Origin of the sequence: Pseudarthrobacter phenanthrenivorans (genome assembly GCF_036455295.1) — a bacterium.
In the GTDB taxonomy this organism is placed as follows: domain Bacteria; phylum Actinomycetota; class Actinomycetes; order Actinomycetales; family Micrococcaceae; genus Arthrobacter; species Arthrobacter phenanthrenivorans_C.
In genome coordinates, this window is the sequence record NZ_JAYXNX010000002.1 from 368220 (window position 1) to 388768 (window position 20549).

Genomic DNA, 20549 nt, shown 5'->3' on the forward strand with positions numbered 1-20549 from the left:
AGAGAAGGGGCAGCCGCTGGGTTCAGCGGTCACCGGCCAGAACCGGGGCGGTTTGGTCCACATAGTCTTCGGCGTCGATGTCGCGGCCGTGTGGGTCCCACTTGTTGATCAGGATCACCACGATGGCTATGGCGGGAACAACGGCGAGTACCAGCAGCGCCCGGGTTCCCCAGGCTGCCGTGGCCAGGGGCCAGAACACAAGCCCGGCAATCGCTCCGAGGCGGATGCCGATCTGGGTAAAGCCGGTGCCGGCTCCGCGCAGGGAGGTGGGGTAGGACATGGTGGCCATGGTCATGCCCTGAGCTCCGGGACCTGCTGCGTGGCAGAAGATCAGGAGGCCGATGACCACGGCACCCACGAAGGACCAGGCGCCTTCGACATTGCTGAGGGTGCCCGCGATGATCATGCAGGTAAAGGTGCCGCAGAACCCGATCAGCGACAGCTTGCGGGGGCCGATCTTGCCCGAAAGGCGGGCCCCGATGAAGCCGCCGGTAACACCGAAGCAAAGGTTGAGGATGAGCGAGGAAACGATGTTGGTCATGACGTTCTGGGTATGCAGCATGGCGAGCACGATCTGCCCGACGAAGAAGCCGACAGCGTAGTACTCCATCGACTGGCCGGCATTGATGACGAGGGACAGGACAGTGCGGCCGCGGTACTTCTTGCCGACGAGCTTGCCCCAGGCCTGGGTCAGGGTCATCTGGAACTGCTTGCGCTCGGCACGGGGGTCGACGGCGTCCTCCGCCACCTCCGCGTCCACGTTGTAGGTCCGCTTTAGAATTTTGGCCGCTTCATGCAGACCAAGGTTTTGTGCCGCCCAGGAGGGAGACTCAGCCATGTACTTCTGGCGGAAGATCATGATCAGGACGGCAGGGACGGCACCGAAACCCACAACGATGCGCCACATCTGGTTTTCGGACCATTGCAGCCCCTGGAAGAGGAAGTACACGGGAATCAACAGCGCGAAAGTGGATGCGACAGCGGCGTACCACATGGGCTGCCAGAGGGAAACGGTGCCCCCCTTCGTCTTCCGTGAGGCATATTCGGCCAGGAAGCTGAAGGCGACCGGGAAGTCGACGCCGATGCCCACGCCCATAATGAAGCGGGCAACAATAAGGGTCCAGACGTCCGGGGCCAGGGCGCAGGCGATGGCTGCGACAACGAAGAACACCATGTCCGCCATGAACACCTTGAACCGGCCCAGCTTGTCCACAAAGTACCCGCCGAAGACTGATCCGACGAGGGCGCCCACCATGATCGAGGCGGACACCACGGCCAGCATCTCAGGTGTCAGATGGAAGTCTTTGGAGATGTAAGGCAGGCCGAACGCCACCGAGGTGAAATCGTAGGCGTCCAGGAAGATGCCGCCCAGGGCGATGAGGGTAATGGCGAAGGATTTGCCCTTCTGGAGGGCACCGCTGTTGATGAGGTCTGTGACGTCCTGGGCGGAGCGCAGGACGATCCGTCCGCCGCTGGGGGCAGCGGCGTTGGGGACTGCTGACATTGGGGGTCCTTTCGAAAGCCCACTGCTTTGTGGGTCTCGTCTTTGCGATTCTAGAGTGTTCGATATTTCGAACGTTGGTCGAAGTGGCGATCAAGCAGTTGCTGCGGTAGGGTGATCGGGAACACAAAGGAGTCTAGGGATACCGCCCCGGACCGTCAAGCGCTGGACCGGAAAATGGATGTATACACCCGTAACAGAGGCGATGCAGGAGCTATCCAAGGCCTAACTGATTGCATTGCCGGGCCAGTTCAGCGGCTTCCACTTGCCGACCTTTGTGCTAAATTTCGAACATGAAAGGGGTGCTCCACATGGAGGACCGTCAACTGCCCAAGTGGTCCGAGATCCGCGAACTTCTCCAGTTCCGCAGCTTTGAGATGGATCCCGTGCAGCGAAGGCTTGCCCGGGCGTTCACCATCGCCGACCTGCGCGCCATGGCCCAGAAGACCACTCCGAAGGCTGTCTTCAATTACACGGACGGCGCGGCCGAAGAAGAGATCACCCTCGCCAGGTGCCGGCAGGCTTACCGGGACGTGGAGTTCTCCCCGGCGGTCCTTCGCGATGTCTCGGATCCCGATCCATCCACGAAGCTTTTTGGCCGGACCATCGACTTCCCCTTGGTCCTGGCGCCTACCGGCTACACACGGATGATGCACAACGACGGCGAAAAGGCAGTGGCTCGGGTAGCGGCCCGGAACAACATCCCGTACACCCTCTCGACGGTGGGCACCACCACCGTCGAGGACCTCGCCAAAGCGGTGCCCGAGGGGAACAACTGGTTCCAGCTCTACATCGCCAAGGACCGAAGCAAGACCGAGGGCCTGCTGGAGCGTGTGCTCACCAGCGGCTACGACGTGCTGATGGTCACCGTGGACACCCAAGTGGGTGGCGCCCGCGTGAGGGAGTTGCGTGACGGGCTGACCATTCCGCCCACGTTGTCGCCGAAGACCTTCGCTGACATGGCACTGCACCCTTCCTGGTGGTTCGACAAGCTCACCACCCCGCCCATCGAGTTCGCTTCACTCCGGGGCTTCGGCGGTAATTCCGCAGAGGTTGCGGACCAGGTCTTCGATCCCGCCCTGACGTTCGACGACATCGCCTGGCTGCGGAGGGTGTGGCCGCACAAGCTGCTGGTCAAGGGCATCCAGACCGTCAGGGATGCCGAACGTGTTGTGGAGTTGGGGTGCGACGGCGTCGTCCTGTCCAACCACGGAGGGCGGCAGCTGGACCGCTCGCCTACCATCCTGCGCATCCTCCCGCAGGTCCGGGAGGCCCTAGGATCCGACCCCACAGTGCTGATCGACAGCGGAATCATGTCCGGCAGTGACGTGCTGGCCGCCGTCGGCCTCGGTGCGGACGCGGCAATGGTGGGCCGGGCCTACCTTTACGGCCTGATGGCCGGAGGCGAGCGCGGCGCCGCCCATGCCGTGAAGATCCTCCGCTCCCAGTACGTGCGCTCCATGCAGCTGCTGGGCGTCAAGACCACTGCAGGCATCTCTGGCGATCATGTGGCACTGGCAGGCTGACAGCCGGGGGTGCCCCCGGCTGTCCCGGCCCTCAGCGGTAGCCGAGCTCCGCGCTCAAGCGGGCAGCGCCGTCGGCCGCCAGCGCCGACCACTCCTCCACCGGGCGCTGCTCCCAGCGCATGTCCGGAACGGAAATGCTCAGGGCCGCCACGACCGCGCCGGTGTGGTCCCGCACCGGCGCAGCCACGCAGGAAACGTCCGGGTTGGATTCCCCGGACTCGAAGGCCAGCCCGGAGGCGCGGATTTCGTCCAGTACGTTGGCCAACGCGTGGGGCTCGGTGATGCTTTTAGGGGTCAGTTTGGCAAGGCCCTTTTTGAAGACACGTTTGCGTTCGGCATCGGGCAGGTACGCCAGGAGGGCCTTGCCCACGGCAGTGCAGCTCGCCGGAACGCGGCCGCCCATGCGCGACACCATGCGGACGGACTGCGTGCTGTCCACCTTGCAGATGTACACCACGTCGGCACCGTCGAGGATTCCCACGTGGACGGTCTCGTCACACTCCCTGCCCACGGACTTGGCAACGCGCAGCCCGACGGCGTGCAGGTCCAGTCGCTCGGCGAACGCGTTGCCCAACCGGAAAACGCTCAGTCCGAGATGGTAGGTGGCAGTGGAATCGTCCCGGCGGAGGTATTTGCGCTCCGTCAGGGTGGTGAGCAGCTCATGGACAGTGGTCCGTGGAAGCCCGGTTCGTTGCACGACTTCCGGCGCAGAGAGCCCATGGCGGGCATCCATGAACAGCTCCAACACGTCAAGGCTCCTGACGACGGCAGGGGTCAAACGGGGCACTTTGTGTCCTTTCGGTAGGGAGCCACGGCTTCAATGCAGCTTCCAGTCTACGCATATCGTTCGAAATATCGCACGTCGTTCGAGAAGGAGGAATGATGTGGGTGCACAAGAAACAGATTCAGGAGAAAACCAGATGAAATCAACTCCCGAGCAGGTCGAACACCAGATTGTGGCGGCGCATGCGGCCTACGAAAGAGCCCGCGAGGTGGAACCGGATGTCCGCGGCTCCTGGCTCGAGTCCATCGCCTCGGCGTTGGAAGCAAACGCTGAGGAGCTTGTGGGCCTCGGAGCACAGGAAACGCATTTGGATGAGGGCCGGCTGCGCTTCGAACTGAAGCGCTCGGTCTTTCAACTGCGCCTCTTTCGCAGCGAAATTCTTGCAGGCGAGCACCTGGACGCCGTCATTGACCACGCCGACCCGGACTGGGGCATGGGTCCCCGGCCGGACCTGCGCAAGGTCAACGTGCCCCTCGGCGTCGTGGGCGTCTTCGGTGCCTCCAACTTCCCCTTTGCCTTCAGCGTGATGGGAGGCGACACCGCCTCCGCTTTGGCCGCCGGCTGCGCCGTGGTGCACAAGATCCATGAAGGACATTTGCAGCTGGCCCTGCGGACCGCGGCTATCGTCGAGGAAGCCCTTGCCGCAGCCGGAGCGCCGCAGGGAATCTTTTCCGCCGTGGTGGGACGGCAGGCAGCGGAAGCACTCGTGGACCACCCGCTGACCAAGGCGATCGGCTTCACGGGTTCCACGGGCGGCGGCCGCGCCCTTTTCGACCGGGCCTGCCGCCGCCCCACCCCCATTCCCTTCTATGGAGAACTGGGCAGCATCAACCCGGTGTTCGTCACGGAGCAGGCCTGGGCTACGCGCAGGAACGCCATTCTTTCCGGCTACGCTGCCTCTTTCACCGCAGGCATGGGCCAGTTCTGCACCAAACCGGGGTTGTTGTTCGCACCCGCGCAGGATTCCGACGGTGTGGCCGGCTTTCTTCAGCGGGAACTCGATGGCAAGAGCGTGGCACCGCTCCTGAGCCCGAAGCTGCGCGAGGGCTTCGACGCCGCGCTGGAAAAGGTGCGGTCCGCCCACAGCGTGGACGTGCTGGTGCGGGGCGACAGCGCCGAAGCACCCCGGCCCACGGTCCTGGCCACCACAGCGGAGGCGGTTCTGGCACAACCGGAGCTGCTGGAGCAGGAGATGTTCGGCCCCGCCACCCTCCTGATCCGCTACCGTCCCGGAACCAACCTCGCCGAACTGGCCCGGCTGCTGGAGGGCCAGCTCACGGCCACCGTCCAGGGCCAGCCGGAGGAACAGCTCGATGACCTGCTGACCGTGCTGCGCGAACGGAGCGGACGCCTGGTGTGGAACGCCTGGCCAACAGGGGTAAGCGTGACTTACGCGCAGCAGCACGGCGGCCCCTACCCCGCCACCACGGCCGCCTCCACCACCTCGGTCGGCACGGCAGCCATCGGACGGTTCATGCGCCCGGTGGCGTATGACTCGTTCGCGCCCGGACAGCTTCCGCCTGCGCTGCGTGAGGACAACCCCTGGAACATTGCACGGCGCGTGGACGGAATCCATGAACCTGCCGGACAGAAAGCAGAAGCACGATGACCCCTGTTACCGCAGATCAGATCCTGCCCGCGGACGCCGATGAAGCACTCCTCGTAGGCCGTATTTGGGACCCAGAGTTTGGCGGCCCCCGGATCGTGTCCATCCGGGGCCAGGAGGTCTTTGACCATACCACTCAGGTACGTACCGTCTCGGAACTCATGGACCTCGAGGACCCTGCCGAACTCATCACAGCGGCGCAGAACTCCCCCAGATGGAGCCTCGCGACCCTCGTTGAGGCATCGCTCGCCCCAAAGCCGACCAAGGCCCATTTCCTGGCCCCGGTTGACCTCCAGGTCATCAAAGCCTGCGGTGTGACCTTCGTTGACAGCATGATCGAGCGCGTGATCGAGGAACGCTGCGGGGGCGACATCCAGCAGGCCGCAACCGTGCGGGAGTCCGTCCTCTCGGTTCTTGGCGCTGACATCGCCTCCGTCCGACCCGGATCCCCGGAGGCCCGGCAGGTAAAGGACGTCCTCACGGCACAGGGAATGTGGTCCCAGTACCTCGAGGTCGGCCTGGGTCCGGACCCCGAGGTCTTCACCAAGTCCCCCGTCCTCTCCAGCGTCGGGTTCGGATCGCACATCGGCATCCCCTCGTTCTCGAACTGGAACAACCCGGAGCCGGAACTGGTGCTCGTTGTCGACGCACGTGGCCGGGCTCGCGGTGCAACCCTGGGCAATGATGTCAACCTGCGGGATGTGGAAGGCCGCAGCGCCTTGCTCCTGGGCATGGCGAAGGACAACAATGCCTCCTGCTCCATTGGCCCGTTCATACGCCTCTTCCACAAGGACTTCTCACTCGAAACACTGCGGGGTGAGGACATCACCCTCACGGTGGAAGGAGCGGACGGCTACCGGCTTGAAGGGAACAACAGCCTCTCCCGCATCAGCCGGTCCTTCGAAGAGCTCATCGGCGCGGCTTTCGGGGGCCACCACCAGTATCCCGATGGCTTTGCCCTGTTCACCGGGACCCTCTTCGCACCCACGCAGGACCGCGAAGCCCCCGGCCTGGGCTTTACCCATAAAGAAGGTGACACGGTGACCATCCGCAGCGGGCACCTGGGAGCTCTCGTCAACACGACGGGCAAAACCGAGGACCTGGCTCCGTGGACCTATGGAATCCGGGATTTCACGAATTACCTTTCCCGGTTGAGCTAGGAAATGGCCGGCAGGAGTCGTTAAAAGTCCCCCGGGCACCCGTCTGGTGTAGGTGTCGTCGTCTTCACCAGGCGGGTGCTATGCCTTCTCGCCCAAGGCGCGCAACCATTCGTGCGGTGGGAGCCCGGCTTTACACGTCCCACTCACCGAGACAACAATTCTCGGTGTGACTTCAACCCAACCGGCACCCGCCGCCAGCATGATCGAACGCGTTTCCCTGATCCTCGAGGTGTTCACACCCGAAGAACCGGTGCTGACGGGAGGGGAAATCGCACGCAGGGTGGGCCTTTCCCGGGCCACCACGGCCCGGATACTTACAGAACTCGCCAGGCACGACTTCATCAACCGGGTTCCGTCCGGATACCAGATTGGCATCCGTTGTTTTGAACTGGGGCAGATGGCACAGCAACCCAAGGATCTCCGGCACCTGGCCCTGGCAACAATGTTCGACCTCCGGCGGGCCACTGGCCTGACGGTCCAACTGGGCGTCCTCGAGGGTAACGACGTCGTCTATATCGAGATTTTGCGGGGCCAGTATCGGGACCTCACCATCCCGTCCCGCGTTGGTGGACGCGTACCGTCCTACGCCACCGCTGGTGGCAAGGCCCTGCTTGCCCACTCTCCTGGCCATTTGGTCGAGGACCTCCTGAAAGGCCAGCTGGAAAAGATCGGGCCAAGCACCATCACCGACCCCCATGAGCTACGCGCCGAACTGGACCTGGCCCGGCGTGAGGGTATCGCCTACGAGCGGGAAGAATCCCATACCGGCCTGGCCTGCGCGGCGAGTCCCATCCTGCGTGGTGACGGCACGGCCGTGGCCGCCATCTCCATCACCGCTCCGGTAGGGGTGGTGGAAATGAGGCTGGTCGGTCCAGCTGTCCATGCAGCCACACTGGGATTGAACCGCCAAATGGCGGCAGCGCCACATTGGGCCAAACTATAGGACGTCTCACTCAGTGAGAGGAAGATTTTGACGACGGCGCCCCGGGTCGCATGCTTATGCCGGTCCCCCGTGATCCGAAGCACGGGACTATGAGAGCTAAGCAACAAGGAGTGATCGGTGAAGGCCGCAATCATGAACCAAGCAGGCGCACCGCTTGCAGTCGTCGATCTTGATCTTCAGGCACCTGGCCCCGGCGAAGTCCGCGTGCGCGTCGACGCGGCGGGCATCTGCCACAGCGATTACCACTACATGGTCCAGGACCTGGCGTGCCGGACACCCATCGTGCTGGGCCATGAGGGTGCGGGCATCGTCCAGGAAATCGGAGCCGGGGTCTCCCATGTCCAGCCCGGCGACAAGGTCATTCTGACCTGGCGGCCAAGTTGCGGCAGGTGCGAGTACTGCACCAGCGGCTCGCCCGCGCTCTGCCGCCTTGGCGCGGTGCACGCCACCCATAACGAACTGCTGCGCGGCGGAACGCGGCTGTCACACGACGGGCAGCCCGTCCACCACTTGATGGGGGTGTCCTGCTACGCGGAGGAATGCGTCGTATCCGGCGAGTCCGTCATCAAGATCCCGCAAGAGGTTCCCGTCGATGTCGCAGCCATCATGGGTTGTGCAGTGATCACTGGGATGGGCGTGGTGCTGAACGGAATGGGGGCCCCTGCCGGGGAGTCTGTCCTCATCGTCGGAGCCGGCGGAGTGGGGCTATCGGCGGTCATCGGCGCCGCAGCAGTCGGGGCCTACCCCGTAATCGTTGCGGACATTGACCACGAAAAGCTCGCGAAGGCGCGCGAGCTCGGAGCGACCCACACGATCAACACGAGCGAACACGACCTCGCGGCGCGCGTGCACGAGATCACCGGCGGAGGCGCCCATTGGGCTGCCGAGGCCATCGGCCGGCCCGAGACCATTCGCCAGGCAGTGGTGGCACTTCGTCCCCGGGGCACGGTGTTCGTGGTGGGACTGTCCAACGCCGAAGCGGAGATCAAGGTGCCTCTGAACCAGTTGGTCCAGCAGGAAAAATCGGTACGCGGAAGCCTGTACGGCTCTTCAAACCTCTCAGTGCAGATCCCCCAGATCCTCGACATGTACCTGGCGGGCCGCTTGCCGCTCGATGCCCTCATCGGGGAGAAGTTCAGCCTGGACCGGATCAACGAAGCATTCGAATCCCTGACCGACGGAAACATCGGTCGTTCGGTGGTTCTGATGGGCAGCAACTAATCCATACCTTCACCGCCGAAGGTCTTCACCCAGGAGACAACCCGCAACTGTCACCGCTCCACAGGTCGTGGTCCCGGACAGATACCGGAAAGGCGCCTTCCGGGGCCGTGCAGTCGGCAGCACAATCGAAAGGCGGCTGCTTCCTCCTCTATAGAAGCATGTCAGGGCTGGTGTTCGGTTCCTTGTTCTTCCCGTCCAACGAACCCACCATCAGGAAAGTCCTGGCCCTGGCGTCCTTCGCCCTGGCCTTCCTGGTCCGTCCGATCTGGACACCAGCATTCCCCTGCGGGAAGTTGTGAGCCTGCTGTCCCTGGCGGCGCGCCTTCATGAATAGCCTGCAGTGGTTCTTGGGGGAATCTCACAAAGAGCGCGGTGCTGAAGTTTTCGATAAAGAAAGCCTCAAGACGCCCACTCTAGGTCTTCCTGACCCTACGATTAGCAAGTCGCCACTGCCCTGGTCGAAGGAGAGTCGTATGGGCTACGCGGCGATGTAGTTCGGCTCCTCCGTCTCCTGTGGGAGGGCGAGCGAAACATGGGGGTATGGGATGTTTGTTCCAAAAGTCGGCGACCAGTTCCGCGAGGATAAGCTGCCGGCGCGGATCCGTGCCATGCGGATGCCGCGCTGGGCGGCCGCGACCCTGGCCCTGGGGCTCCTGGTACTCGCCGTTGCCGCGATCGCGGGCTCGATCCTGGTAAACGAGAGCGACAGCACGATCATCTCGTCGCGGACCGAAGGTCTCATTCTGGGCGCGGCGATCGTCTCAGCGGTTTTCGGCGCCTTCCTGCTGTGGTACGCCGGGGAATGGGTGACTCTCACCACGGATGCGGCAATTGTGACAACTGCGTTCTTCGCATGTACTCGAGTCGACCGGGCCCAGCTTGAAGACTTCCATCCCTACCTGCACCGTTACCCCGGCCGCGGAGGTCCCCAATATCGGATGGTGCCAACCTTCACCGTAAGGGACACCCGCGACAGGCTCCGGGACGTTCCGCTGCAGTTCCTGTCCTACTGGAACCCGGCCGGCGGCACGGAAGCGGACCTGGCGCCCCGAGCCGCGTTCATCGAGGCGTGGGCACGCTCGGTCAGCAGCCCCTATTCGAGAGCTGTCACCACCGGGGCTCTGCCGGCCGTCCTTGAGATGCACCGTCAATCCGTGCGGACCGGTCTGCTGCGACGCGCGCGCCTCGTCGCGATCCTCGTCCCCCTCGTCTCCATCGGGCTCGGACTGGGCCTTGGCTTCGGGCTTGCCCCAGCGTCCAAGGCTTTGGGGCTAAGCCACAGCGCCGACGCCCAAACGAATCGCACCGGGATCCGGGACCTCGACGACCACCTCACACCAGCAGTAACCGGCTACCAGTGGCGTGCCAGCGAGTTCCAGCCAGGAACGAGAAACTTCACCTTCTTCCCGACTCTACCGTCGCTGCCGTCCGCCCCGTACACAGTCCGATACTTCATCCGTGACCCATCCCAGCAAGGGCCCGAACTTTCCGTCCCGGAGCAGAAGTACGGGCGCATCATCTCAGAAGGGACGATTTCCGTTCAGAATCCCGCCATCCGGTTCACCCTTGAGCACAACGACACTACCTTCACTTTCGAGGTTTACGTCACCGACGACCATGGCCATACGACATACGATTCGGACCTTTACAGGAACATCGCGGCCCAGCCGGCTCCGAATACCTAGGGGAAAACGCCATAGTCGCAAGAGTCCAATCCGCCCCGGCATGCCCTTTGTCCGGAGCCGTCATACCTCGTTGAGCCGTTTCCATCCAGGTGCGGATGCACTGAGGACCTGTTGCCCCTTAGTGTCAGACGCCGTCACCTAAGGCCAGCGCCTACCAGTCTTGAAGGGTCGGTGGAAGGTCTCAGTCTGAGGCACTGTGCCGTACCAAGGAGCCAGGCGGCGCGTGCAGCGGCAACTTATACAGGCCACTCGAGCTGCTCGCGTACTTTGCCAATCCCGGTGCCAGGGGGCCTTCACGCTGATCACGACCTAGGCGTGAGCGTGTCCCGAGCGACGGCGGTCCCTGGTCTTCGGGCGTGACAGCGCCAGGGTGACGACCAGTAAAGGCAGCACCGTAGCGTGGTAGGCCACGTCAGCAGACTGGCCGCCGCTGAGCGTAAAACCCAGCCCGACCAGGAAGCCCACGATAGCGAAACCCGTTGCCCCGGCCGCGGCTGCGCGCCCGCGCGCCGGACTGCGCCTGACCAGCATGGCGCCGGCAAAGAGGATCACGCCAATGACTGCTTCGGCGATCCCGGCAGCGCCAGGGTTGTAAGGCTTGGCGCCGCCGCCCATGACACCGGAGAGGTGCAGTCCCGAGATCACGGCCAATGACAGGGCCTCAAGTAGCATCAGGGACGCGACGCCACGGCGCACGCGATCCGAGGAAAATCCCTGCCCGGAGTTCTTGATGGTTGTCATACCAGCCACGCTAATCAGCAGCGGCACGTCCCGCATCGTCCCGGGGAGGTATCCGGGGTTACTCCCGGAGCAGTACTGCTCAGGGAGTAAGAGAACCGGGCGGTCGCTCCGCATACCCCCCCCCAAATAGACGGTGCAGCGTTACAGCCCCCTGTGGCAGGTCAGGGGATGGAACCGAACCGCCATCCGGTGCCGCCAGCACTCCCCCGCCGCCTCGCCACACACATGGAAGCCAACGTTGTTCCCATCCCGCTGGCGCGTAGAGCTCGTCCAGGCCCCTCAGCCCGGTCCCGACGGTAGGCGAAGTCGTTCGAGTACACCACGACCCCAGCTACCGTCTGGCTCCAGTCGGGTACACAGCGACCACCCTCCGCCACCGGTCCCGGGCCCACACCCGACGTGGACTTACTGCCGCAGCGTGAGCGCCGCCGACGGGGAGCCGCGCGAAATACGGCATGAGCGCACACGCCTACGGTCGCCGGTCCTTGCTGGGCCCGGCTTGGTGGCCGCGTCCTTGCTCCCACATGGATGTCAGTGCCCGCAGGGGATCGGCCAAGCAATCGACCGCCCAGGGCGGGGCTTCGGCGAGCAGGGCATCTTCGAGGGCGAGCTGGGCGGGAATCACCTCGTCCACTAGCGCGGCGCCAGTGTCGGTGAGGACGAGCAGGGACGAGCGGCCGTCGGCCGGGTTGGCCGTCCGGCTCAGCAGTCCCCGCTTCTGGAGGGCGTTCAGCCGCATGGTGATCGCGGAGCGCGGGGCAAGCAGCGTCTGGGCCAGCGTCGTTGGGCTCAGAGGTTCGCCCGAACGGCGCAGCGCGGAAAGCACGTCCAGCTCGCCGCGGGTGAGCCCGTAGTCGGCGAGGAAGGCGTCGCTGGCTTCGAGGATGAGGCGGGAAGCGCGCAACACGCGGTGGATCACCCCGAGGCTGGTGAAGTCGAGGTCCGGGCGCAGCCGGGCCCACTCCAGCTGCATCCGGTCCACGAGGTCGCCCTGAGCGGGCAGGCCGTCTGCGTCCTGATCCATCCGACTCCTCCGCGGCCTTGGGACAGTCGTCTTCGTCAAACCTCATAGTAGTTCACTTGTGTAGTAACCTTAAAGTACTTCATTTCTGTACCACCTCGAAAGGTTAAGATGACGCAGCTCACCCCCACGCGGTCCGGGTGGGCGGCAGTCTTCGATCTGGGTCCGCATGCCGGGGCCCATTGGACCGCCCTGCGCGCAAGCCTGTCGATCTTCATGCCGCTGGTGGCTTGCATGGCGTCCGGCCACGGCGACCTGCTGCTGTATGCGGCGATCGGCGCCTTCACCGCCCTGTACGGCCGACACGAGCCCGCTCGGGTTCGCCTGGCCATGCAGGCGCAGGCGGGCGTGGTGCTGGTGGTCGGCGTCGTCGTCGGCGCCCTTGTGGCGACCGTCCCGTTCCGGCTCTGGCTGCTCGTCCCGGTCGCGGCCGCCTGGGCCGCCGTCGCGGTAGTGCTAGCCGAGCTGGGCCGATGGCATCCGGCCGGAGCTCTCAACCCGGTCTTCGCCCTCACGGCCTCGGCCACGGTCCCGATCGCGATGAGCACGGTGCCCGTAGCCGCCCTCGCTGCGGCTGGCGCGGCCGTCTTCGCGCTGCTGCTCGCCCTCCCCCGTCGCACCGCCCGCGCCGGCGGCGACCCGGAGCGGTACCGGCTGTCGCGGCGTCGCCTACGCCCGTCCGACCCGGTGCGCCGCCACGCCGCCCGCTATCTGCTCGGAATCGCGGCCGCCGGCATCGCCGTCGCAACCAGCGGCATCGGCCACCCCTACTGGACCTTCGTCACGGCATCCGTCCCCATGTCAGCACCCGACTTGCACGCCCGCCTCACGCGCGCTGCCCAGCGGGTGATCGGCACCGCCGCCGGCCTCGGCGTCGCAGCCCTCGTCCTGGCCACCCACCCCAACAGCTATGCCGCGATCATCGTGATCGCCGCGCTCCAGGCGTGCACCGAGCTGACGACCGGGCGCAACTACAGCCTCGGCTTGATCTTCTTCACCCCAATGGCCCTTCTGCTCGGCGATCTCATGATGCCAGCCTCGATAGGCACCCTCCTGACTCAGCGCGCCCTTGAAACCGTCATTGGCCTCACCATCGCCCTGGCCGCCACCGTCATCACCCACGAAAGGCGCACTCCTACGAGCCGGACCCCACCGCGCGATCATCTGCTCGACCACGTGTAAAGGAGGCCAGGATTTAGCACCGACAAGGCGCCCTAGCCTGTGCGCAAAATAACCACGAACGGTCCCCCTCAGGTGATTGAGGGCCGACCAAACGTGGTTCAGCCTGTCGGAGTTGCTTCCGGTGGGCTGGTAACTAGCGGTTGGTACGCCCGCCGTCATCAAGTTCGATGTTTTCCTTGCGGACTTCTTCCGTGACGGCGTGTTCGTCGGTGATGGTTTCCTTGCCCAGGCGAACCGTCAACGGGGACCGCTTCGTTTAGTACGACCGGGCGTTCTTCGTCAATGACCGCTTCGTGCTCTTCTTCCGTGCGCGCATCTCGCCACCGCATCGACCAGGAACTGCGGTCCAGGGCACGAACACGACCGCGCCTGTCAATCCTGAGTCAGGGCCGTAACCCACGGGATGTGCCCAGCGGCTGTGATTGGGTGTGGACCACGTACCCTCTCAACCCCTTCGGAACCCGGCAGCGTCGCTGGACCCCAGGGACAACACCAAAATCAGCGACGAAGCTCGGGGATTACCGATCTCTTTCCCGTTCATCGTGGCTCGACTAGTTGGCGGCTACTGGTAATCGGGGAGGGCACGGCGTGGGTGACAGGCAGAAGAATCCGGTACGTGTAGGTATCGCCGAGCAGTTGCAGGACATGGTCCTGGAGTCAGCCGATGTGGCCAACATGCTCGACGAGCTTGTCAAACACCCAGCAGCAACGCTTGCACCCGGACACGCCGTGCTCTGCGGACTAACCCTGGTCCGAAAAAAGCTCCCGGCCACTGTTGCCACCTGCGCCCCACAGGTAAAAGCCATGGATGAGCTCCAATACAACTTTGGGGACGGCCCCTGTCTCACGGCCCTACGCGAGGAGGTCACTGTCTACGTGCCCGACCTGGACCGGGAGCGCAGGTGGCCACGGTACTGCGCTGTTGCCCGGTCCGAAGGCATCGGCTCGATCCTCTCCATCCCACTGCCCCTGGACAATGACGCAGGGGCCGCCATCAACCTGTACGCGGGAGACAGGGAAGCGTTCACCGACGACGACATTGCCAGTGCCGAAACCTACGGGGCGCAGGCCTCCAAGTCCCTACGCCTCGCCGTCCGCACCGCGCAGTTGCTGAGCGCCCAACAGAACCTCGAAGCATTGATGCGGTCCCGCACCATCATCGATCTCGCCTCAGGCACCATCATGGAACGCCACCACTGCAGCCAGGACACGGCCCTGCAAACCCTCCGCGAGGAATCAAACAACCGGAACCGCAAACTGCGCGACGTCGCCGCCGAATACGTGGCAAAAACAAACACCCACGCATCAATCCACACTCATTTCGACCACTAATCGGAGGACCGCGATGTTCACATCCAAGAGGGTCAGGAGTTCGAATCTCCTTAGGTTCACAAAGACCCGCTGCGTAAGACTCTTCACACACTGATGTCGCTAGCCGCTCGCCATGGTCCGCGAAACGGCCGTGCGGGCCCGACCCATTCCTACAGGTCAGGTCTAGAGTGTAGTCATGGGAATCATCATCGGCCTTCTGGTCCTCTGGCTCATACTGTCCATCGTCGGCTTCGTAGTAAAAGGACTTCTCTGGCTCGCCATCATCGGCCTGATCCTGTTCGTCGCTACCGGCGTATGGGCGTGGCTCAAACGCAAGACCAACGCCTGACCCCTAACCTTCAACAGCCTGTACCCGCCGCCACCAGAGGTACCTGATCCAAATGACACATCAGGATTATCCCAACGGCGGATGCGCAAATGTGACTCCAGCACGTCTGAACGGGCCTGAGACGTCAGACAAACGATCCCCCAAGCGGCCCAGCGCACCTATGTAGAGGACAGCGGTCCGTCTGGGCACGCAAGTAGTACCGTCCACGAGTGTTTCGAAGCCATCGCGAGCGAGCGGGCATTGCGTTCAACCAGGCCTCCACCCAGCATGAGCATGCACCGCACACCCCTGCAGGGGGCCTAAATGACTGCCTAAAAACCATAAAGATGATGTGGAAAGGGACCCGGGGAACGTACTGTTAGGATTTCTGGCCCGCTGACTTCAGTAGGCCGGCTTGCGTACGGGTGCTGAGGAGTTGTCGTGGAACTGAATGGGCAGGAAAGTAACGTCGTGACCATTGATCTTTCCCGTCACGGTTACCTGCATGTTCGATGGACACCCGGAGCAGTGGTCACTGCAACCGAAGCAACCGCCATGAAGAGCCGCGCGGTCGAGATAAGTTCTGGGCGGGCCCTCCCAATGCTGGTGGAAATGTCCAACTTGGAGTGGGTCGGTCGCCGTGCCAGAGAGATTTTTGCAGCGCCGTGGCCGCTCGCGCGGATGGCCCTCGTCGGTGCCAGTCCCGTAGACGAGGTCATAGCCATCTTTTATGCCTCACAGCATGACCATTCATGTCCGACGCGGTTCTTCACATCAGTGGACGAGGCGGTAACCTGGCTGACCGAGTGAATCAACCGGCACCCGGTCAGTGATGCTTACGCTCATGCGCCCCGCAGGCGACTCTTCCGCCCCGGCCTGGCATCTGCATCCGTAATAGTCGCTGACCAATGCGGTCTCCCCGCGTACCTGGGATTTGCAAAGGCCGCCGTAAACGTGCGTTTGCGACCGGGCTGCGCTAGGACAGCGCGAAGAAGGGGAAACGGACTCCCTGACCGATTGGTTCGGCCGGTGAAGGCGTTAAGCGCCGCGGCTGAAAGGCAGAGTCGCAGGCAAATGAAGCGGTCAGTTCGAGTCGAGAGAGCTATATTTTTAGAGTGCGCGTCCGCCCGTTTCTGCGGGCGGCCCGGGTCTCAGATTTTTTCGGGTGCGAGACGCTCTATTGGGAGGGCTCCACGTGTCTCAGAACGTTCTCCAGGAACCGCGACGGCGTATCGGCCGACGGGGGGCCCGGCTCGCTTGGCTCGTTGGATGTGCTGCCCTGCTCCTTGGGGCGCTCGCGTTGTATTTCTTTTGGAACAACGGAACGGTGCAGGCGAGGGTAACGGGCGACTTCTTCATCCTTGCCGCTGCCCTGATGGCCGGCATCAGCTGCAGCAGGGCCGCTCGGCGCGGTGAGAATGCGCGGGCGTGGTCTCTTCTGGCCGTCGCCGCGTTTACCTGGGCTGCGGGCCAGGCGCTTTGGACGTTGTTCGGCCTCACCAACAACAACACATATCCCTTTCCCTCGATTGCCGACGTCCTGTTCCTCGCGTACTCCGTGCCTGCCGCCGCCGCGCTTTTCAGCTTCAAACGTCCAGCCGGCACAACCAGGGTGGGCTGGGTCAGGTCATCCCTTGATGCCTCGGTGATCGCCGGCTCCGTCTTGGCGATCAGCTGGTACACCGCACTCGGGCCGGCCCTGAGCTCCGATGGCGACGTCCTGACCGTGCTGGTCAGCGTCGCATACCCCGTAGTGGACGTGGTCATGACCTGTCTGGTGCTGGTCCTTGCCATGCGCCGGCAACCAGGAGAACGCCTCCCGTGGCTTTGTTTCGGCAGCGGGCTGCTCGCCCTGACCATTACGGACAGCACGTACATCAGACTCACCTTCGACGGCGTCACGGGCGTCACAGGATCGCCCCTGGCGGTGGGGTGGATTGGCGCCTTTCTCCTGATTGCGCTTGCACCGCTTGTCCCCTACGCGCAAAGACCGCAGCCCGAGCGCAAGGCGTTCGCTCTGGCCCTGGAACTGCTCCCCTACGCGCCTATCCTGGTGGCCCTCGTAGTCGTCGCAGGACCCCACGTTCAGGAACTAAGCACTTTCCTGTTGGTAGTGGCCAGAACCACGGTCGTCCTCATCCTGATCCGCCAAGTGCTGATCGTCGTTCAGAACATCACTTTGACCACAGGCCTGGAACAGGAAGTAGCCGTCCGCACTGCAGAGCTTGAAGGTTTGGGCGCCATTGTGAATTCGTCCACGGATGCCATCTTGAGCACCACCCCCGAAGGCCTCATCACCAGTTGGAACCCCGGCGCCGAGCGGCAGTACGGCTACTCCGCAGAGGAGGTCATCGGCCGCGACGGGCGAATCCTCCTGCCCCCGGGCAGCGCCGACAGGATCCAGGAGATCTTTGAGCGGCTCCGGGACAGCGGCGACGCGATGAACTTCGAATCCGAACACGTCAGGAAAGACGGGACGGTCATCCCGGTCTCCGCGACGGTCTCACCAATCCAAAAAGACGGGAACCTACTCGGGATTGCGATCATCGCCAGAGACATCACTCTCCGCCGGGCCGTCGAGGACGAACTCAGGGCAGCACGGGCAGCCGCGCTGGAAGCCAGCAGGCTCAAATCCGAATTCCTCGCCACCATGAGCCATGAAATCCGCACGCCGATGAACGGCGTCGTGGGATTAACTGCCCTGCTGCTCGACACCCCTTTGGATGAAACACAGAAACAATACGCCCAAGGCGTCAAAGGCGCCGGTGAAGCGCTGCTGGCCTTGATCAATGACATCCTTGATTTTTCCAAACTCGAGGCGGGCAAAGTCGAACTGGACCTGCGGCCCTTCGATCCCCGGCTCCTGGTTGAGAACGTCGCGGCGCTGTTAGCGGAACCGGCACAAGCCAAGCGGTTGGAACTCATCGCCTACTGCGAGCCAGGCCTTCCCGGCAGATTGATCGGAGATTCAGGCAGGATCCGCCAGATCCTGTTGAACCTGGCCTCCAACGCCGTGAAGTTCACCGCGGCAGGAGAAGTCGCCATCCGAGTCAAGACGGAAACAGGTGATGCCCGGCACGGATCCGCTGCCACGATTTATTTCGAAGTCCGCGATACAGGAATCGGTATCGAACCCACCCAGCATGCCCGGCTGTTCGAATCATTTTCCCAAGCCGACGCCTCGACCACCCGCCGCTACGGTGGCACCGGACTGGGGCTGGCAATCTGCAACCGCCTGACCGAAGCCATGAACGGTGAGATCGGGATGAAAAGCGTGCCGGGACAAGGCAGTACCTTCTGGTTCCGGATCCCGTTGCCCGTGGCGCCACCGTCCACCGATCCCCTGCCAACCGCAGACATCCTCACCAACATGCGCGCACTGGTGGTGGACGACAATGCCACCAACCGCCTGGTACTGGAGTCACAGCTGCGCGGCTGGAAGCTGCAACCTCACGCCGTACCTGACGCCAAGACCGCCCTGGACAGCGCCCGTAAGGCCGCAGAGCGGGGAGAACCCTTTGATCTTGCGGTCCTGGACCTATGCATGCCCGGAACCAACGGCCTGGAACTGGCACGGGCCATCAAAGCTGACCCTGCCCTGGCCAGCATCGAACTCATCATGCTCACCTCGACCATGCAGATCAACGGCTCAGCAATCGCCGACGCCGGAGTCCGGGAATGGCTCATGAAACCAGTCCGCAGCTCCGAGTTCTACAACCGCCTGATCCGCCTAATGTCCACCCGCGAACAACGCCCCCCAACTGAGCGGCTCGCAGGTAGGACTACGACTATGCGTGAACTGACCGGCACCGGCCCCTCCCATCAAAGGCCCGTCCGCGGCCGCCTCCTGGTCGTCGAGGACAATGAAGTCAACCAGCTCGTGGCCCGATCAACAGTGGGGAAGTTCGGCTATGCCGTGGACGTCGTCGCCAACGGCGCCGACGCAGTGGCCGCCGTCGAAACAACAGAATATGACGCCGTCCTGATGGACTGCCACATGCCGGTGATGGACGGGTTCGAAGCCACCGGGATCATCCGGAGCCGTCAGGACGGGAACAGCCGGCTTCCCATCATCGCGATGACTGCCGGTGCCCTCGACGGGGACCGTGAACGCTGCCTCGCCGCCGGCATGGACGATTACCTCGCCAAACCCGTTGACTCCGCTGACCTCGAAACAGTCCTGGCCCGATGGGTCCCCGACAAGGTCGGCAGTTACCTGCCCGAGCAACCTTTGGCCGTCACGGGCGGTCATCCATCACCCACCAGCGGGCATGCCAGGCAGGGGCTCGATAAAAGCCGGCTGGCGACTCTTCGTGACCTTGGGCCATCCGATGGGCTGGGCCTGTTGCCGGCCGCAGCAGAAGCTTTCCGCAACGATGTCCCGGCCCGGATCGCCTCCCTGCATCAAGCGATCAACGACAACGACGGTCCAGCCCTTGCCCAGGCGGCCCACGCACTCAGAGGTGCCGCGGCCAACATCGGCGCCACCACCGTCGCGGCCCTGTGCGGCGAGCTGGAGGCTATCGGGTCGGCCGGAAATCACGGCCATGCCGGGCAGCTTATCAGCCGACTCGAAGCGGAACTCGCGCACGTCAATATCGAACTTGATCGGGCCCTGGACGGTGCGCCGTGAAAATCCTGGTGGCAGATGACGATCCGGGCTCGCTCCTGGTAGCTAAGGCCGCCGTCGACCGATCTGGTCATGACTGCCTGACCGCGAGGGACGGCGACGAGGCGTGGGCTATGTATCTGGAGCACGAGCCGGACGTGGTTGTCACGGACTGGATGATGCCCGGCCGGGACGGGCCCGCCCTCTGCCGTGCCATTCGGGCACGGGCGGCAGACCTGTACACCTACATCGTGCTGCTCACCTCCCAAGGGTCCCGGGACGACGTCCTTGCCGGGCTCCAGGCCGGCGCGGACGACTACGTCACCAAGCCGCTGGACCCTTTTGTCCTGCACACCCGGCTGCTGGTGGCACAGCGGGTCACCACTTTGCACGCCGACCTGGCCCGGTACCGGGACATGCTCACACAGCAGGCCCGAACCGATCCCCTGACTGGGTTGAGCAACAGGCTCAAGCTCACCGAAGACCTCACACAAGTGCACGCCCGCAGCCAAAGGTACGAGGAGGAATACTGTCTCGCCATGTGCGACGTCGACAACTTCAAAAGCTACAACGACATCTACGGACACCAGGCCGGCGACCAGGCATTACAAGCGGTCGGCACCGCACTGGCAGCAGCGGCACGCAGCAGCGACGGGGTGTACCGGTACGGCGGCGAGGAATTCCTCCTCGTCCTGCCGAAGCAGTCACAACAGGGCGCCAAACACATGCTGGAACGGGCACTTCACGCCGTCCACGCCCTCAACATCATCCACTCCGGGGACCCGACGGGCCACCTAACAATCAGTGCAGGAATCTCCGCCTTCACCCCCGGGCAGCACCCTGACGCCGACGCCGTAATTGGAGAGGCCGACGCGGCCCTCTACACCGCAAAAGCCGGCGGCCGGAACCGGGTCGCACTAGCACCGTAGAC

General features: G+C 63.8%; 17 protein-coding genes. 13 read left to right on the forward strand and 4 right to left on the reverse strand.

Annotated elements, in window-relative coordinates; translation table 11 throughout:
• Positions 1-22: 22 nt before the first annotated feature.
• Positions 23-1504, reverse strand: a complete 1482-nt coding sequence (locus tag VXJ37_RS04105; protein WP_307310020.1) for an MFS transporter — start codon at positions 1502-1504, stop codon at positions 23-25.
• A 290-nt stretch (positions 1505-1794) separates the two neighbouring features.
• On the opposite strand from VXJ37_RS04105, the gene VXJ37_RS04110 reads away from it, so the two are divergent.
• Positions 1795-3027: an alpha-hydroxy acid oxidase gene (locus VXJ37_RS04110; protein ID WP_307310022.1), complete on the forward strand. Its 1233-nt coding sequence runs from the start codon at positions 1795-1797 to the stop codon at positions 3025-3027.
• 31 nt (positions 3028-3058) lie between these two features.
• On the opposite strand, the gene VXJ37_RS04115 is transcribed toward VXJ37_RS04110, so the two are convergent.
• Positions 3059-3814: an IclR family transcriptional regulator gene (locus VXJ37_RS04115; RefSeq protein WP_331321777.1), complete on the reverse strand. Its 756-nt coding sequence runs from the start codon at positions 3812-3814 to the stop codon at positions 3059-3061.
• A gap of 133 nt (positions 3815-3947) precedes the next feature.
• On the opposite strand from VXJ37_RS04115, the gene VXJ37_RS04120 reads away from it, so the two are divergent.
• The 6 genes from VXJ37_RS04120 to VXJ37_RS04145 all read left to right on the forward strand — a co-directional run bounded on the left by VXJ37_RS04120 (position 3948) and on the right by VXJ37_RS04145 (position 10426).
• Entirely contained in the window at positions 3948-5420 is a 1473-nt protein-coding gene (locus VXJ37_RS04120) for an aldehyde dehydrogenase (NADP(+)) (protein WP_331321778.1), read from the forward strand.
• A complete protein-coding gene (locus VXJ37_RS04125) occupies positions 5417-6577 on the forward strand; it encodes a fumarylacetoacetate hydrolase family protein (protein WP_331321779.1) in 1161 nt (386 codons plus the stop codon). The genes VXJ37_RS04120 and VXJ37_RS04125 overlap by 4 nt, the downstream gene beginning before the upstream one ends.
• A gap of 166 nt (positions 6578-6743) precedes the next feature.
• Positions 6744-7520 (forward strand): IclR family transcriptional regulator, encoded by a 777-nt coding sequence (locus VXJ37_RS04130; protein ID WP_307310031.1) that lies wholly within the window; start codon positions 6744-6746, stop codon positions 7518-7520.
• Between the two features lie 117 nt (positions 7521-7637).
• The gene (locus tag VXJ37_RS04135; protein ID WP_331321781.1) at positions 7638-8741 is read left to right on the forward strand and encodes a Zn-dependent alcohol dehydrogenase; all 1104 of its coding nucleotides are present in this window, start codon (positions 7638-7640) and stop codon (positions 8739-8741) included.
• Positions 8742-8848: 107 nt separating this feature from the next.
• Positions 8849-9040 (forward strand): hypothetical protein, encoded by a 192-nt coding sequence (locus tag VXJ37_RS04140; RefSeq protein ID WP_331321782.1) that lies wholly within the window; start codon positions 8849-8851, stop codon positions 9038-9040.
• A 246-nt stretch (positions 9041-9286) separates the two neighbouring features.
• The gene (locus VXJ37_RS04145) at positions 9287-10426 is read left to right on the forward strand and encodes a hypothetical protein (protein WP_331321783.1); all 1140 of its coding nucleotides are present in this window, start codon (positions 9287-9289) and stop codon (positions 10424-10426) included.
• A 309-nt stretch (positions 10427-10735) separates the two neighbouring features.
• Here VXJ37_RS04145 and VXJ37_RS04150 read toward each other — a convergent pair whose 3' ends face one another.
• Positions 10736-11167: a hypothetical protein gene (locus tag VXJ37_RS04150; protein WP_331321784.1), complete on the reverse strand. Its 432-nt coding sequence runs from the start codon at positions 11165-11167 to the stop codon at positions 10736-10738.
• Between the two features lie 469 nt (positions 11168-11636).
• Positions 11637-12191 carry a MarR family winged helix-turn-helix transcriptional regulator gene (locus VXJ37_RS04155; RefSeq protein WP_331321785.1) on the reverse strand — a complete coding sequence of 185 codons (555 nt, stop codon included), beginning with the start codon at positions 12189-12191 and terminating at the stop codon, positions 11637-11639.
• A 108-nt stretch (positions 12192-12299) separates the two neighbouring features.
• On the opposite strand from VXJ37_RS04155, the gene VXJ37_RS04160 reads away from it, so the two are divergent.
• The 6 genes from VXJ37_RS04160 to VXJ37_RS04185 all read left to right on the forward strand — a co-directional run bounded on the left by VXJ37_RS04160 (position 12300) and on the right by VXJ37_RS04185 (position 20547).
• A complete protein-coding gene (locus VXJ37_RS04160) occupies positions 12300-13370 on the forward strand; it encodes an FUSC family protein (RefSeq protein ID WP_331321786.1) in 1071 nt (356 codons plus the stop codon).
• 588 nt (positions 13371-13958) lie between these two features.
• Positions 13959-14702, forward strand: a complete 744-nt coding sequence (locus VXJ37_RS04165; protein WP_331321787.1) for a GAF and ANTAR domain-containing protein — start codon at positions 13959-13961, stop codon at positions 14700-14702.
• A 175-nt stretch (positions 14703-14877) separates the two neighbouring features.
• Complete coding sequence (locus VXJ37_RS04170; protein WP_307311752.1) at positions 14878-15030, forward strand: hypothetical protein; 153 nt, start codon at positions 14878-14880, stop codon at positions 15028-15030.
• Positions 15031-15450: 420 nt separating this feature from the next.
• Positions 15451-15819 carry a DUF7793 family protein gene (locus VXJ37_RS04175; protein ID WP_331321788.1) on the forward strand — a complete coding sequence of 123 codons (369 nt, stop codon included), beginning with the start codon at positions 15451-15453 and terminating at the stop codon, positions 15817-15819.
• A 385-nt stretch (positions 15820-16204) separates the two neighbouring features.
• Complete coding sequence (locus tag VXJ37_RS04180) at positions 16205-19642, forward strand: response regulator (RefSeq protein WP_331321789.1); 3438 nt, start codon at positions 16205-16207, stop codon at positions 19640-19642.
• The gene (locus VXJ37_RS04185) at positions 19639-20547 is read left to right on the forward strand and encodes a GGDEF domain-containing protein (protein ID WP_331321790.1); all 909 of its coding nucleotides are present in this window, start codon (positions 19639-19641) and stop codon (positions 20545-20547) included. The genes VXJ37_RS04180 and VXJ37_RS04185 overlap by 4 nt, the downstream gene beginning before the upstream one ends.
• The last annotated feature ends 2 nt before the right edge of the window (positions 20548-20549 follow it).